We start from the raw sequence: 16,200 nt of genomic DNA, 5'->3' as shown, positions 1-16,200 counted from the left end.
CTCCCTTTAATTAAAATTATGCACTGACTTTTTCTACTCGGACCGTTTCCTGAGGTTTCTTTCCCATTACAGAAGCGATTGCAAGAACTACTACAATTGCCCCTATTATAAACCAAAGACTCATTTCTGTTTTACCGAGAAAGGCAGCTTTATAAAATAATCCTCCCAAACTTCCTCCAAGGATTGGGCCTACAATGGGTATCCATGAATATCCCCAATTAGAACTTCCTTTTCCCGGAATTGGAAGAAGGGCATGTGCTAACCTTGGACCAAAGTCACGGGCGGGATTGATCGCATATCCTGTTGTTCCCCCAAGACTCAAACCGATACTAACAATAAGGAAGCCTACCACGAGTGGATTTAGTCCATCTGCAAATTTATTTGCACCGATCGCTAAGATTCCTAAAACAAGAATAAATGTACCAATAATTTCACTAATTAAGTTTGCAAAAGTATGAGGAATAGCAGGACCTGTTGCAAATGTTCCTAATTTTGCCCCTTGATCTTCTGTCACTTTCCAATGTGGAAGATATTGAAAATAAATAATTGTTGCTCCAATTATTGCTCCAATCACTTGACCGAAAATATAAGTTGGGACCTCTTTCCACGGAAGATCGCCGGTAAATGCTAACGCAACTGTTAATGCAGGATTTAGATGTGCACCACTAAATTTACCCACTGAGTAGGCAGCAACTGCTACCGCAAACCCCCATCCAAAGGTAATAACAATCCAACCACTGCCATTAGAGAGCGTTTTCTTCAGATTCACTCCTGCGCACACGCCAGCGCCTAATGTAATTAAAATTGCCGTGCCAATTAATTCACCCCAAAAAGCTGTCATAATTAACCTCCTCTTTTAAAAAAAACATCTTTACCTTGGAACTTGTTGTGAATAAAACGAAAAAAGACGCACAGAAAATCCCCCGTAAAAATGGGGTATTTCCGTGAGTCTCTAAAATCTTCTTCACATATTATCAACTTAGTTAATATTATAAAGGTAGATTGAAAGCGTTGTCAACTAGATTCATAAACAATACACATCTTTCTAGCATCCAGTATTTTTTTCATTCTTACCTTGATGACAATCAACAATCAAACTACTTAAAAAAACGTAAAGGCATACAAATAATGTCTTTACGCTTTTAAGCTTTATTTCTATGAATATACTAGGGCCAGTGAAACTGTTAGTTTCATCCTAATTTTTCGGTTCGAAATATTTCCATAATTCTTTATTGGATGTTGTTATCGTAATTGCTCCCGCTTCATAGGCTTGTTCTACTTCTTCAATGGTATCTATTAATCCTCCAGCAAAAACTTCTTTATTCGTACGATTCCGGATATCTTTAATTATTTTTGGCATAATTCCCGGTAAAACTTCTATATAATCCGGATTTGTCCGTTCGATTAACGCAAAACTCTTTTCGATCGAGCTAGTATCTAGTAGAAACATACGCTGAATCGATTTTACACCTTTTTGTCTCGCTTTAAGAATCACGCTTCCTTTAGTAGAAATCAGGCCAAATGGTTTAAATTCCTGACAGATATATTCTGTTGAGTATTCATCACTCTTCAATCCATGAACTAAATCCATGTGAATGATTAACTTTTTATGGTTGGCCTGAGCCATTTGAAAAATGGGTTTCAGTCTGGAAACATGTATGTCTAAAATTACAATATATTCATAGTTCCTTGACATCATTTTTTCGAAATCTTCTATTTTTCGAATTGCCGGTAACACCTTTTGTCCAAAAAAACTCATCCCATTGTTCACCTCTCACCTTCAGTCTCTTCTCACCATTTTATAATACTTTTTTACTTCTATACTAGTCTTTACAGAAAATACTAATCTAGACCCTCCCAGACTTCATTCTCAATGGGTTTAGTCATGCAAACAAAAAAGCCATAAAAACGCATAGGAATAGTAATGTATCATTCCCATTTGTTTTTATGGCTTTCTCCAAGTCTCTAAGCCTGGCTATGATATTTTCTATATTTTTTATTTGATTACTTTTCAAACGCTTCAATGTGGTAAACACTCGAATAAAAATCTCTATTTATCAGTGGCAGCTGTAATCCAATTTTCATTAACTCATCGCCCGCATATTCCTGTTCTCCCCTATTTACTCTATAAATCTCACACGACTTTAGCCCGCGCAACTTCAGCCGGAAAAATGGCGGATTTGGTGTTGCCAAAGTTTTATAGTAAAAAACTACAGCCCTTTCCTGGTTCGGTGACACATACATCCAAGCTGGATCCATTCCATCAAACGGACTTAACAGCCTGTATAAGTCCCCAAAACAGACAATATCCTTGATTTGATGATATCGTTTGATTTGCTCCATTACAACCTTCTTATCATCATTACTTAGTTTGTCGATATTTAATTCGAAGCCCAAATTTGCCGCCATTGCCACATGGCATCTCATTAAGAGCGGTGTAATTCTTCCCACTTGATGATTCGGCACATCTGATACATGTGCCCCCATGGTAATCGCAGGATAAATGAGGCTTGTTCCGTATTGAATCTTAAGCCGTTCAACAGCATCTGTATCATCACTCGTCCAGGTTTGCGGCATGTAATAGAGCATGCCAGGATCAAAGCGGCCGCCACCACCGGAACAGCTTTCAAATAAGATCTGCGGAAATCGTTTGGTCAGTTTTTCTAGGATTCGATACAAGCCAAGCATGTAACGGTGTGCTGTTTCTTTTTGCTTATGAGGCGGCAGTAAAGCCGAACCCACTTCAGTCATATTTCGATTCATATCCCATTTGACATAGGAAATGTTAGCACTGCTAAATACACGAATGAGCGTTTCGATTAAAAAATTACATACGTCTTCCCTGCTTAAATCAAGAATTAATTGATTTCTAGACTGTGTCCGGTTCCTTCCTGGCACATGGATACACCAATCAGGATGTTTACGATACAAATCACTATCCGGAGAGACCATTTCCGGCTCGACCCATATCCCAAATTGCAGCCCCTTTTTTCGGATATAATCAGCCAATCCATCTAAACCATTCGGAAGTTTTTTCTTAAAAACAAACCAATCACCCAACGAACTTTTATCATTGTCACGATGCCCAAACCATCCATCGTCTAGTACAAACAGTTCGATTCCTAATTCTTTTGCTGCATCCGCAAGGTCGAAAAGTTTTTTTTCATTAAAATTGAAATAGGTGGCTTCCCAGTTATTAATGAGAATTGGACGTGTTTTGTCACGGTATACGCCACGGCAAACTCTTTCCCTCAGTATTTTATGAAAAGTCCTGGACATTCCTCCAAGTCCTTCCGAGGAATACACCATTAGAGCTTCAGGAGTCTGAAACGTTTCCCCCGGCTCCAGCACCCATGTAAAATCAAAAGGGTTTATGCCGATGCTGAGTCTAGAAGTTTGAAATGGATCGACTTCGATGGAAGCTTGAAAATTCCCGCTATAGACCAAACTGATCCCATACACATCTCCTTGCTCTTCGTTGGTGTCTTTCGCAAGGAGCGCAACAAACGGATTATGCTGATGGCTGCTTGCACCTCGAGCTGATGAAATCATTTGAATTCCGTGGTTAAGCCGCCTCCTTTCAATGTGACGCTCTCGCCCCCATGTTCCATAAAGGTGAATCCAATCCCAATTTGACCGATGAATGTCCACTGACATACTCATACATTTATGTATCTCCACATCAAGGCTCCCAAAGTGCTCAAAGGAGACCGATCTTGTTATCACATCAAAATCACGATAAATTGTATAATGAAGATTCATCCCGACCCCAAGCATGGCATCTACCATTGTTAGCACTAATGTTTCAGCTTCAGATTTATCCTCGACATACGCAGCAGGCAATCCCTTAAGTGGATGTTTTCCTTGAAAAATTTCATGAGAATCATAGACAAATTCCGTTACTGTAGTCCCGTCAGCTGAGCGGATTTGATAAGCCGGAGAACGAAAATCCCCGTTCCCAAAAGCAGGGTATTCCTGTGGCAGCGTATCAAGTGAAAATTGCAGAAAATCAGGTTCCGTCGTCGGCGAAAAAGGCCTGCGTTTAAATGCTAGAATGGAAGACGGCTGGAGCGCATGAACCCTCTTGCCCCAATACAAATGGGCAGGATATTTACCGTGAACAATTTGAATCAAATAACTAATCTTGTTATTGTACATATGAAAAATCCCAGCCTTTTCATCCCAATCAATTGGCACCCGCACTCACTCCTCCATATTCGCTAAATAGCCAAAATTACTTATCTTACAATAAATATGATTTGCCATATGCCTAACAGAACAATTTATGAAAAAGAGGTGTAAAAAAGGTGTCAGGCACCGTTCGTGGACATTTGTCCACGAGCGGTGCCTGACACCTTTTACTAACACCCATAATTAACACTCATTACTAACACTCATAATTAACACTCATTATAATGTAATTGTAAAGGTGGTTCCCTTCCCCTCTTCGCTTTCAACAAGGATGGTTCCTTCGTGCATTTCGATGATTTTTTTGACGATGGAGAGCCCTAACCCACTGCCTCCTTTTGACCGGTCTCTTGCCTTATCGGCTTTGTAGAATCGTTCAAATACATGAATCTGGTCTTTTTTCGAGATGCCAATCCCCGTATCTGATATTTTCACAATCGTTTTGTCATCCACTTTTTCGAGATGGACACGAATCATCCCCTGGCTTGGTGTAAATTTAATACTATTGTGAAAGAGATTCGTCCAAACCTGACTCATCAAATCTTCATCTGCAATGATGATTGCCTTCTCCATTGAAACATCCAATTCCAGACCCTTTTCCAGCCAAAGCGGTTCACAGGCTAAAATAATCGTCCGTATTTGCTGATCTAATCGATAACTATGCCGATCAAAGGGATGATGCTTGGATTCTAACGAAGTTAATTTCATGAGATTATCACTTAATTTCGAGAGCCTTCTACTTTCCGTTTCAATGATACTGAGATAATGGTTTCTCTCTTCTTTTGTTAGCTGATCGTATTGAAGGGCTTGGGCAAAGCCCATTATTGACGTCAATGGTGACTGAATTTCATGAGAGACATTGGAAATAAACTCCTGCCGCATCTCTTCCAACTGTTTTAATTGCTTAGCCATATGATTGATATGGTCAATCAGTTTCGTAAATTGATTTTCTCTTCCAACCTTTAAATCGAGGTATACATTAAAATCGCCTTTGGCAATCCTGCTTAAGGCATCAAGTATTTCATGAAAGAGATTGTGACGCTTGGAGTTCGTAAATAAACTAATAAGAAGCCCCACAAACGCCATCGTTAATAAACTACTGACAACCTCCGCCATATGACGAAGATAATCAGATGTATGAAGATGGAATAAGCGATAGATTCCGGAGACGATGAAATAACCTGCGGAAAAGCCCAACGAAACAAATACAATGAAGAAACAGACCCCGAATAAATGCAGGAAAAACCGTTTGACCTTCATGGTTTTACCTCAAACCGGTAACCTAATCCCCGAATCGTCTGAATTCGAAACGGGAATTCTTCTTCTGAGAACCTCTCCCTTATCCTTTTAATATGCACATCGACCGTTCGCTCGTCTCCCTCATAGTCGTAACCCCAAATATCTTCAATTAATACCTCTCTTGAAAAGGTCTTTCCAGGATAGCTTGCTAATTTAAACAACAGTTCAAATTCTTTCAACGGAATGGTAATTTCTTTATTCTTAAAAGAAATTTCATGTGTTTTGCGATTCAGCATAAAGTCATTAATAGTTATCGTTTGTGAGACCGTTATTTTATACCGCTTCAATACAGCTTTGACTCGGGCCGTTAATTCGACTGGATCAAAAGGTTTCACTAGATAATCATCGGCCCCAAGTTCAAATCCCTTTACCTTTTGTGAAGTTTCACCTTTGGCGGTTAACATTAAGATTGGCATATCACTAAACTCCCGAATCTCTCGGCACAATTCCCAGCCATCCATATTCGGCATCATAATATCAATAATCGCTAAATCAATTTTTAATTTTCCCATCAACTCTAACGCCTTCATCCCATCTGATGCTTCGTACAGTTCGAATCCCTCTTTTTTCAAAAAAAGAAGCACAAGTTCGCGAATATTAGCGTCATCGTCGACAATTAATAATTTTGTCATCGCTCCTCATCCTTTCCATCTATTGAGCAGGTTCGTTGAATTGCCCCATTGGCATAACGATTTGAAAAAGATACATGATAAAAGCAACTAAATCACCCGCCATCAATGCACCTGAAGATACTCTCATTCCACCAAATCCTAGAATGACGACTAGTAATACCATGATTACTAAACCAATCAATGGAGAAATCAGCGCTTGAATTTTTGCTTCTTTCAACCCATATTGAAACAACTTCGTAATACCATTTTTACCATGCTGATATTCAACTTCCTCCGCATTCGAAGCTTTGACGAGGCGTATTTCAGATAATACTTGCTGAATGACGGAGGTAAACTGTGCTGTTTCGGTTTGCATCCCTTTGGACACCTGATGCATTTTTCTGCCAAGTGTCATTAAAATAACCGCCGCAAGCGGCAGGGCAATAAACATTAACAAAGCCATTTTCCAATCCAAGAGCAGTAAGACAATAATCGAACCAATGATGGAAATGGTCCCTGATAGAAAATTGGCGAGATGGTCGGTAATTAATCCTTTTACCACTGCTGTATCATTCGTCATTCGGCTGACCGTGTCTCCTGTTTGATTTTCATCATAAAATGGTATTGGTAAGAGGAGCAGTTTCTTCCACAAGCGGTCTCGAATCCCTGCCACAACCGATTGTCCGATTTGATTTAATATATAGATGGATATCCCGCTCGCAACGGCTTGAATGACGAGAGCGCAAACGAGAAGAATGATTCTTCCAGTGCTTAATGAGCTAAGAGAAAAATCATTGATAAGATTTTAGTGAACAATGGGACAAACAGCCCCACCAAGGTGGTTCCTACACTTAATATAAGTGCGATACCCAAGAGCAATTTAGATGGCTTGGTATGTTGAACCAATCGAATAAACTGACGCCATCCCCTCTCGTTCTTCACATCTGACATATTTCTTTACATCCCCTCTATCGATCACATACTTCCTCTTTCATTCACTATTACAAACTAAATTATACAAAAATTATATGAATTGAATATGAACATTAAAAAGGTGTCAGGCACCACTCGTGGACATTTGTCCACGGGTGGTGCCTGACACCCCATTGACACCCCATTGACACCCCATGACACCCCATTCTTAACACCCAATTGTCTCAACTGGCCGACGGAAATTTTATTTCAACGTTGGTTCCTGCTTTTTCTTTACTGCTAAATGTAATGCTGCCATGGTGTTGTTTTATGATTTTATGGCTAATCATTAGGCCAAGGCCTGTTCCTTTTTCTTTTAATGTATAAAATGGTTCTCCTAATCGAGGAAGTAATTCTTCAGGGATCCCGCATCCCTGATCCTGAATAGAAATAATACATTCATCATCTGGCCCCTTGCGAAGGCGGACGAGAATTTCTCCCCCTTCCTTCATTGCTTCCATAGCATTCTTTAAGATATTTAGGAAGACCTGCTTTAATTGATTTTTCTCACAGGTAATATAGTAGGATGATTCCTCAAAATCCAGCTTTATCTGGATATTACTCATCAATGCCTCAGGGGCTAGAAGTTCAAGCGTATCTTTAATTAATTCAAGAATATTCGTCCGGTCTAATTGAACTGCTTGCGGTTTTCCTAAAGTTAGCAGTTGGCTGGTAATGGTTTCAATCCGATTTAATTCACTAAGAAGCAAATCATCAATCGAACTGCCCCCTCTTTTATAAAGTTGCATGAAGCCTTTTATGGTAGTAAGCGGATTTCTTATTTCATGGGCGACCCCTGCCGCTAACTCCCCGACAATCGATAGTTTCTCCGAGCGCAGTAGTATTTCTTCTGCCTGTTTACGTTCCGAAATATCTCTGCTTATAATGACGATATTTTCAACTGCTCCATCTTCTCCCAAGACGGGCACACAGCGTGACTCAACTTCAATCCATCTTCCATCCTTGTGCCTCATTCGAAATTCAATGGATTGGATCTCTTTATTATCCAACATCCATTTTATTGTATTTTTAAATAATTCAACTTCGTCCCTATGGATTAAATGGTACTTTTCCAATCTTTCTATCTCCCAGCCCTGATATCCTAAAACACTTTCATGTGAAGGAGACAAGTAAATCACTGACTGTTCATCATTCAAAACTAGGATAAGGTCTGATGTATTCTCAGCAATAAGACGGTACTTTGATTCACTTGCCTCTACTAGTTTATACATATCTGTTAACCTATTATTTAATCTATGCAGCTTTTCATAAGACTCAATGAGTAAAGCGCCAATGATAACCCCTAACATCACAAATAACAGATATTGTAAATGAAAGATAGGGTTATCAATAAATATCTTAAAAGTAAAGACCGTAATCCCATAAATCACACAATAGCCAGCAAAAAATATGATGATTTTTTTGATAACCGTTAAGTATTTAGTATAGAAGTATATAATTGAGAAACCCAACATCAACAATCCCCAGCCAGTTAGAACTGGATCCCATTGTCCGCCTGTCCACAGCCTTGCAAGTAATGAAAACAGTCCAGTTAATAATCCTGCGAGTGGCCCGAGATACACAAACATGAGTATAACAGGGGCATATCTGATATCGTATGAATAGCCTTGCTGCTGGAATGACAGTATAACGAGAAGTACGGAAACCACCCCCGCATATACAGACGTCCAGAAGCGAGCAAGTTTAAATGATTTATGCTTAAAGAATGAGGAAGTGACTAAAGGTGTACTAACCAGAAGTGAAAAAATTGCAAGATTAAAAATATAGTCTAACAGGATCATTAAGCTTCCACCCAATCTAACTATTTTCGAATAATCCCTTTTATCTTAAACTAATATTATGACTATTACCATAGTAATAATACGCTTTCAAAAAAAGGGAATAATATCCTGTTTTTAACAGAGGATTTGATACTATTTAATAGCATACAATTTGCACTTTTCATAAAAACTAGTTTTTCCAATTTCAAGTAGTTTAGCAGCTTCCTGCTTATTGCCATTTGTTACGTTTAGTGCATTGATCATTGCAGCCTTTTCCGCAACCGCAAGGGTTTCTCTTAATGAGGAAATCGGTAATGCTGATTTCCTAGCTGGCTGATTATTCTCGTCTGTAATATCATGATGTGTCTCCAACTCCATGTCACGCAAGTATAAAGGCAGATGGGCCACTTCAATTGTTTTTCCATCTAAGACATTGATCGACCGTTCCAATACATTCTCAAGTTCCCGGATGTTTCCTGGCCACGAATGCTGCATTAGTCTATCCTTTACGGAATCAGACAACTCGATCCCTTTACGATAAAATTTTCCTTCTAATTTTTTCAATAAACTTTGGGAAATAAGCGGAATATCCTCTTTTCGTTCTCTTAGAGGGGGAATGTCTATTTTGATGACATTTAATCGATAGTATAAATCCTGACGAAAGGTTCCTTCCTCCACCAACTTCTCTAAATCACGGTGTGTAGCGGCGATAATACGAACATCTACAACTATCGACTTTTGTCCCCCCACCCGCTGCACCTCTTTTTCCTGCAAGACTCTTAAAAGCTTACTTTGCATCGAGAGTGGCATGTCTCCAATTTCATCTAGAAACAGTGTCCCATTATTAGCAATTTCAAACTTACCCTTCTTGCCGCCTTTCTTTGCCCCTGTAAATGCACCATCTTCATATCCAAACAGCTCCGATTCTAGTAAATGTTCTGGTATTGACGCACAATTAATTGCAATAAAAGGCAGGGAGGCACGCATGCTGCTATTATGAATGGCGTGTGCAAATAATTCCTTTCCAGTACCTGACTCTCCTATCAATAAAACGGATGAGTTGCTTTCAGAAATTCTTTCTGCTAGTTTTTTAGTTGCTGTAAAAGCAGCACTATTCCCAATTAAATGGTTGAAACGGTATTTACTTGTTAGCTCTTTTTCAGCTTTTGTTTTATAATACTTTAATTCTTCAACAAGTCCCTGTATTTTCGTTTTATACATTCGCCATTCTTCCGGGGTGCGAAACATGACCGTTCCGACCGCGCCGACTACTTTTCCAGCCTCCATTATAGGAAGACGATTAGCAATCATTTCACTGCCATTGATGGGATGAAGTGCAGCAAGTTCTTTTTGCCCTGTCTTGGCGACGATGTGCATTCGCGAGTTTTGAATGACATCCTGTACAGGCCGGTGGACGGCATCTTTCACGGTTGTTCCTAAAAACTCGCAATATGCCTCATTTATATAAAGAATAATCCCTTCGTGATCTACCACGACAATTCGTTCCGCTATTAGATTAATAATTTGCTCGTACCAATTATTAGGAATCCCCTCAAAACCAGGATACATTCTTTCCCCACCTTTATCGTTTTGATAAAACCATTATACCAAACGGATTCTTCACATTAGAGACTAGATTTTTTTCCCATATAATATGAAAATCCTATTCGAATATCCGAATAGGATTCTTCCATACCTTATTGAGCCGTGTAGCCTCCATCGAGAATGACCGCTTGGCCAGTAACACCTCTTCCTTTATCGCTTGCTAGAAAGACAGCATAGTCAGCAATTTCTGATACTGATAATAATCTCCTTTGTGGAACTAGCGGGAAGAGTACTTCCTCAATGACACGATCTAAGCTGACATTTCTAGTTTTAGCCAAATCCCCTAGTTGGTTTCTGACTAGCGGTGTATCGACATAACCAGGGCATAAAGCATTTACTGTGATTCCATTGGCTGCGCCTTCCAATGCAGCAACCTTTGTTAAACCAATGACACCGTGCTTGGCACTATTGTAGGCCGCCTTACCAGCAAACCCAATGACACCATTAATAGAAGCCATATTGATGACTCTTCCAAAGCCCTGTTTCTTCATGATTGGGAACACATGTTTAATCCCGATGAAGGGGGCCGTTAACATGATTTTGACCAGTAATTCAAATTTTTCTGTTGGAAACTCTTCAATGGGTGAAACATATTGCATCCCTGCATTATTGACTAAAATATCAATGCTTCCGAAAGTTTGATAAGCAGACTCAAGACTATTTTTAAATGCCTCTTCATCAGTTACATCACATGGGGCTGCTAGTGCTTCAAATCCTTGCTTCCTTAGTTCGGAAGCCACTTCTTCACTTTTACTAGCATTTAAATCAGAGATGACTACTTTTGCTCCTTCCTCTGCAAAGGTTTTTGCAATCTCTAATCCAATCCCACTAGCGGACCCGGTAATAAATGCTGTTTTTCCTTTTAATGCCTTGCTCATTCGAGCATCCTCCTTAATAACAGAAAACTATGCTTCTAAATTTGATTCCTCATTAAATAATCCCAAATAAAGTGTAGAGACCAATAACAAAGAATACAGCCACGGTTTTTATGATCGTAACAGCGAAAATGTCGCGATATGATTGCTTGTGTGTTAATCCAGTAACAGCCAGTAATGTAATAACAGCACCGTTGTGTGGAAGTGTATCCATCCCGCCTGATGCCATGGCAACAACACGGTGCATTACTTCTGGCGGAATATTTGCCGCTGCAATTGCCTGATTGTATTTATCAGCCATCGCACCTAATGCTATTCCCATACCACCAGAGGCAGAACCAGTAATCCCCGCAAGGGAACTAGTTGTTACCGCACCGTTAACAAGCGGATTTGTAAAGGTACTGGAAATTCCATCACTGATTTTTGTAAATCCAGGAAGAGCAGCAATAACCCCTCCAAAACCGTATTCAGCACCTGTGTTCATGGTTGCAAGCAAGGCACCAGCAATACTTAGGTTTAATCCTTCTTTAAAGTTTACCTTTACTCGCTTCCAATCAAAGGCAAGTGATGTAATAATCCCAACGACTAGAGCCATTTCAATTGCCCAAATCGCGGCAACAGTAGGAACATCTATTACATACGCTTTTAGACCAATGGCGGAAAAATCAAAACCGTTCGGATACCATTTTGGAATGTATGTGATGAACAATTTATTGGTAACCCCTACTAAGATGAGTGGTACAAACGCCATTATTTGTTTTAAAACAGATTGCTGAGAAGTTAAATCTGGAACCTCTGTTTCCTTCTGATTGGCTTCAGCCAATGCTGCCGCATTCTCTGTTCCGAACCCAAAGTAACCTTCTCCTGCTTTTGCAGCCTTTTTCCTACGTGTTTCAAGATATAAGAGCCCTAGGCCTAGGACAAAAATAGCACCAATAATTCCAAGAGTTGGAGCGGCATAAATATTTGTTTTAAAGAATTGAATAGGGATTACGTTTTGAATTTGCGGTGTTCCCGGCAGAGCATCCATGGTAAATGTGAAAGCACCAAGCGCGATTGTCCCTGGGATTAAGCGTTTAGGGATATTCGCTTCCCTGAACATTTGAGCAGCAAATGGGTAAATAGCGAAAACAGCTACAAATAAACTGACACCGCTATATGTTAAAATGGCGCCTAATAATACGATGGTTAGCATCGCACGTTTTGCACCAAGCCAGCGGACAATTGTCTTAGCGATGGATTCAGCAATCCCTGACATTTCAACCACTTTACCAAAAATCGCTCCTAATAAGAAGACCGGGAAGTAAGATTTAATAAATCCGACCATTTTTTCCATGAAGACGCCGGAAAAGAACGGTAATACATGGCTCGGGTCCACAAGTAAAACAGCTAAAAGTGCACAGATGGGAGCAAATAAGATAACAGAAAAACCCCGATAGGCAACAAACATTAATAGTCCAAGCGATAAAAGAATAATCAATAATTGCATTTAAATCCCCCTTTTTAAGTTTGAATTGTTCTTCAGCCTCTTTTAGTAAGCGCTTGCAAACTGAAGTTCACTTTAATATTTGCAAGTTCCATGCCAATTCTATTTGTTAATTTTTAAAAATATAAATTTTCAGTATTATCACACTATCATTATATTAAATATAAATCGTGCTCACAATAATCCACCATTGTACCAATCTCATATTCCGTAATTCCGGAAATTATTTACGCTTTCGATTCCGGAAAAGCGGATTTTTTCCGCATTTCTGGAATTTATTTTAAAACTCAATAACTGTGCAGCCAAAAACGTTTAAAGGATAACTGGAAATGGCAGTTACTTAGAAAAAATAAAGACGAACCCTTAATAATCAAAAAATCTTAAAAAAGCGGACAATCACAAAAAGAAAAGCGAAGAGCCTATTTATGCGCTCCCCGCCTTTTTACTTACACGAAAATGACTTCTTAATTCTTAGTTAGTTTTATATAACCAATCTCTTCAACGATCTCTTGGCCTTGTGGTCCCTGCATCCATTCCAGGAATGGCTGGATCGATTGCATTTTTTTGTTGTCCTTTACTGTAATAGCATAGAGCGAGGCGGTGAAAGGGTATTTACCGCTCGCAATGTTTTCAGGATTTGGTTCAATCCCATTAATCGCCAATAGCTTGATATCTGTATTTGCCTTCATTCCCGTTGCATAGAATCGAAACGAAAAGCCTATTGAATTGTCATAGTTTCGGTAATCGGCTACCTGCTCGATAATTCCGCCCATTCCTTCAGGTACATCTTCCTTCAGAGGCTTCATGATGGGCGTGTCGCCCATGATTTTCTCCAGAAGCGTTTGACTCCCAGAATTTTTAGGACGCTGGAAGGCAATAATTTTTTCATCCTCGCCGCCTAGTTTTGACCAGTTTTTAATTTTTCCTGTGTAGATGCCTTTAATCTCTGAGACAGCTAGGCTATCCACCTTATTATCTGGATTGACGAAAAAGACAAACGCTTCCTTCCCTATTGGGGTCATAACTAGTTCTTTACCTGCCTCTTTCGCCATTTGCTGCTGTTCTTTTGACGGCTCTGCTCCAAAGTAAATATCAACATCACCTTGTAAAAGCCGCTCATAGGCATAAATCGTATTAGTAAAGGTGACAACTTCCCCGTATTCTTGATACACTTTTTCAATATTTTCATAGGCTGCATTGGCAAAAGCAGAATACACAGGAAATGCGGCTTCTGCTCCATCTAATATAGGCATTTCACTTTGGTTTTTAATTGTAAAGGTTGAAGCAGTTTTCAACTTCGGCAGGATATTATCTGGATTATTCACATCATAAGGATAGAGATCAGTACTAGAATATCCTCCTCCATATTCAAACCCATAGGATGGAAGGACCGTTTTACTGCGATGCCATTGAACAGCGGCACCTGTACCGATTGCAAGCATAAATATCATTATCACTGACAGGAAGCGTTTTTTATTGAAATCTGGGAGCTTTCTCTCCTTTATTATGGCAAGCGCTGCTCCGAAAATAAAGGAAAGCTCGTATGCTATTGGTGCCCCCAGAAATAATCTTCCTTCTCCCATAAGCATGGCAATAAAATAGTTTGGCGCGTAGACCAAATGAAAAATACTATAAAACAGCCAAGCATCCGCCCCGTAAAACCCTTTGGTAATCAGCATAAACAGGGCCCAAAGGAACGCAGTATAGGCAAGCGGAATAAGAACAAGGACGAGATAGTCCTTTAGGTTTTCCTGCTTCAAGTGCTTCCTGCTTACGAGGAACCCGGTCAAACACCCAGCAACTATTAATCCTGGTAGTGCGGCAAGCAAAGTATTATCAAACACCGTCATAATCGCGAATGCGAAAAAACTAAAAATCAGTGGCACGATTCCAAAATACAGTAACAAGAACTTTACTATTTTCCCCATGTCCGGCTCCCTTTTGATATTTTTTCGATGATTTTATATAGTGTAATTTTACACTTTATTATAACTTTTTACAATAAACTCCTACATAAAAAAAGACCCCTCCGCATTGCAAAAGGGTCTTCCTTAAAATCTATGATTTGTCATTTCTTATTTTGACAGCATGGTCAAAACTGTATCCAATAAAACATTAATCCCCTTTTCACAGTCTTCCCACGTCGTTAATTCCTCTTCACAATGGCTCTTGCCATTAATGCTTGGAACAAACAGCATCGCAGTAGGCACGAAGCTGGCAATGAACTGGGCATCATGTCCTGCACCTGAAACCATTTTTCGGTTAGAATATCCGAGTGATTGTGCGGACTCTTCAAATAGTTGACAGATCTCTGGTTGGAACCAGACTGTGTCACGCTCCCATAATTTTGTTGTTTTTACCTCACAGCCTTCATGAAGTGAAGTTAAACTCGGAAGTGATTCGATAAGGTTTTTAACCGTACGGACAATTTCCATATCTTTATGGCGCGCTTCTAGAGTAAAGACAACCTTGTTCGGAATGACCGTATGAATGCTTGGGTACACACTCACCCTGCCAATCGTGAAGACTAAATCTTCATCCAATCCCCCTAACCGCCTGCGGATTTCATTGATTAAGTTATTGGCAGCAAACAGGGCATCCTTTCTCATATTCATTGGTGTAGTACCGGCATGGTCGGATTCTCCCGTTACTTCAATCTCATAGCAGGCCATTCCCACCACACATTCTACAACACCAATCGAGAGATCCTCTTTTTCAAGAATCGGGCCTTGTTCTATATGAAGCTCCAAAAGGGCCGTTGCCTCTTTCAACCGATTCCCTACTTCGCCTTCGTACCCGCTTGCCTTTAAAGCCTCACCAAAGGTAACTCCCTCTGAATCTACCTTTTTCAGCATTACTTCCTTATCAAATTTACCAGAGAGCACCCCTGATGCCATCATCGATGGTTCGAACCTTGCCCCTTCTTCGTTTGTAAAATTAACAATGGTAATTGGGATTTGTGGTTTTATTTGATTCTCGACCAACGTTCTGACTACTTCTAACCCAGCGACAACCCCCAGCACACCATCAAATCGGCCGCCTTTTTTTACCGAATCCAAGTGGGAGCCAATCAGAATGGGCGGCTTATCTTCAGTCCCAGCTAATGTCGCATACATACAGCCCATATCATCTACCGTGACTGTCAGCCCTAACTCCTCGCAGCAAGAACGAAAATAATCTCTTACCCGAATATCTTCTTTTGATAACGAAAGCCTTGTGACTCCATTGTTTTCTGTCCGGCCAAAGTTTGCAAATTGTTCTAATGTCGTTTTTAGTCTTTCTCCATTAATCAATAACTTTTGTCGTTGCATGATTAAACACTCCCTTTTTTTTGAGTGAGATTACGAGAATGATTCATTGGTCAATAAATCTCATGGAGGATA

Annotated in this window: 11 protein-coding genes and 1 pseudogene; all 12 read right to left on the bottom strand. The window is 39.8% G+C overall.

The window, feature by feature from the left end:
- Window positions 1–16: 16 nt before the first annotated feature.
- Window positions 17–841, bottom strand: a complete 825-nt coding sequence (locus tag M3610_RS18930; protein WP_098570967.1) for an MIP/aquaporin family protein — start codon at window positions 839–841, stop codon at window positions 17–19.
- A 354-nt stretch (window positions 842–1,195) separates the two neighbouring features.
- The gene (locus tag M3610_RS18925; protein ID WP_098570968.1) at window positions 1,196–1,759 is read right to left on the bottom strand and encodes a glycerol-3-phosphate responsive antiterminator; all 564 of its coding nucleotides are present in this window, start codon (window positions 1,757–1,759) and stop codon (window positions 1,196–1,198) included.
- A gap of 245 nt (window positions 1,760–2,004) precedes the next feature.
- Window positions 2,005–4,197 carry an alpha-galactosidase gene (locus M3610_RS18920; protein ID WP_396953658.1) on the bottom strand — a complete coding sequence of 731 codons (2,193 nt, stop codon included), beginning with the start codon at window positions 4,195–4,197 and terminating at the stop codon, window positions 2,005–2,007.
- 213 nt (window positions 4,198–4,410) lie between these two features.
- Window positions 4,411–5,448: a sensor histidine kinase gene (locus tag M3610_RS18915; RefSeq protein WP_251461385.1), complete on the bottom strand. Its 1,038-nt coding sequence runs from the start codon at window positions 5,446–5,448 to the stop codon at window positions 4,411–4,413.
- The gene (locus M3610_RS18910) at window positions 5,445–6,119 is read right to left on the bottom strand and encodes a response regulator transcription factor (protein ID WP_251461383.1); all 675 of its coding nucleotides are present in this window, start codon (window positions 6,117–6,119) and stop codon (window positions 5,445–5,447) included. Before M3610_RS18910 ends, M3610_RS18915 begins: the two co-directional genes overlap by 4 nt.
- 34 nt (window positions 6,120–6,153) lie before the next feature.
- Window positions 6,154–7,004: pseudogene (locus M3610_RS18905) on the bottom strand (ABC transporter transmembrane domain-containing protein); the annotation flags it as partial.
- Between the two features lie 251 nt (window positions 7,005–7,255).
- A complete protein-coding gene (locus M3610_RS18900) occupies window positions 7,256–8,872 on the bottom strand; it encodes an ATP-binding protein (RefSeq protein ID WP_251461381.1) in 1,617 nt (538 codons plus the stop codon).
- 132 nt (window positions 8,873–9,004) lie between these two features.
- Entirely contained in the window at window positions 9,005–10,420 is a 1,416-nt protein-coding gene (locus M3610_RS18895; protein ID WP_251461379.1) for a sigma-54 interaction domain-containing protein, read from the bottom strand.
- 128 nt (window positions 10,421–10,548) lie between these two features.
- Entirely contained in the window at window positions 10,549–11,334 is a 786-nt protein-coding gene (locus M3610_RS18890; RefSeq protein WP_251461378.1) for a 3-hydroxybutyrate dehydrogenase, read from the bottom strand.
- 52 nt (window positions 11,335–11,386) lie between these two features.
- Window positions 11,387–12,820 (bottom strand): GntP family permease, encoded by a 1,434-nt coding sequence (locus M3610_RS18885; RefSeq protein ID WP_251461376.1) that lies wholly within the window; start codon window positions 12,818–12,820, stop codon window positions 11,387–11,389.
- 461 nt (window positions 12,821–13,281) lie between these two features.
- A complete protein-coding gene (locus tag M3610_RS18880) occupies window positions 13,282–14,745 on the bottom strand; it encodes a PstS family phosphate ABC transporter substrate-binding protein (RefSeq protein WP_098570977.1) in 1,464 nt (487 codons plus the stop codon).
- A 147-nt stretch (window positions 14,746–14,892) separates the two neighbouring features.
- Window positions 14,893–16,128, bottom strand: a complete 1,236-nt coding sequence (locus M3610_RS18875) for a Zn-dependent hydrolase (RefSeq protein WP_251461374.1) — start codon at window positions 16,126–16,128, stop codon at window positions 14,893–14,895.
- Window positions 16,129–16,200: the final 72 nt, after the last annotated feature.

It is taken from the genome of Neobacillus sp. MER 74, assembly GCF_023714155.1.
The sequence above is the reverse complement of the archived record's forward strand: the minus strand, read 5'-3'. Positions and strand labels throughout refer to the sequence as shown.

What these genes read in the sequence shown, in the direction of transcription:
- M3610_RS18930 (WP_098570967.1), bottom strand. Translation starts at nt 841, where the DNA reads ATGACAGCTTTTTGGGGTGAATTAATTGGCACGGCAATTTTAATTACA.
- M3610_RS18925 (WP_098570968.1), bottom strand. Translation starts at nt 1,759, where the DNA reads ATGAGTTTTTTTGGACAAAAGGTGTTACCGGCAATTCGAAAAATAGAA.
- M3610_RS18915 (WP_251461385.1), bottom strand. Translation starts at nt 5,448, where the DNA reads ATGAAGGTCAAACGGTTTTTCCTGCATTTATTCGGGGTCTGTTTCTTC.
- M3610_RS18910 (WP_251461383.1), bottom strand. Translation starts at nt 6,119, where the DNA reads ATGACAAAATTATTAATTGTCGACGATGACGCTAATATTCGCGAACTT.
- M3610_RS18900 (WP_251461381.1), bottom strand. Translation starts at nt 8,872, where the DNA reads ATGATCCTGTTAGACTATATTTTTAATCTTGCAATTTTTTCACTTCTG.
- M3610_RS18895 (WP_251461379.1), bottom strand. Translation starts at nt 10,420, where the DNA reads ATGTATCCTGGTTTTGAGGGGATTCCTAATAATTGGTACGAGCAAATT.
- M3610_RS18890 (WP_251461378.1), bottom strand. Translation starts at nt 11,334, where the DNA reads ATGAGCAAGGCATTAAAAGGAAAAACAGCATTTATTACCGGGTCCGCT.
- M3610_RS18885 (WP_251461376.1), bottom strand. Translation starts at nt 12,820, where the DNA reads ATGCAATTATTGATTATTCTTTTATCGCTTGGACTATTAATGTTTGTT.
- M3610_RS18880 (WP_098570977.1), bottom strand. Translation starts at nt 14,745, where the DNA reads ATGGGGAAAATAGTAAAGTTCTTGTTACTGTATTTTGGAATCGTGCCA.
- M3610_RS18875 (WP_251461374.1), bottom strand. Translation starts at nt 16,128, where the DNA reads ATGCAACGACAAAAGTTATTGATTAATGGAGAAAGACTAAAAACGACA.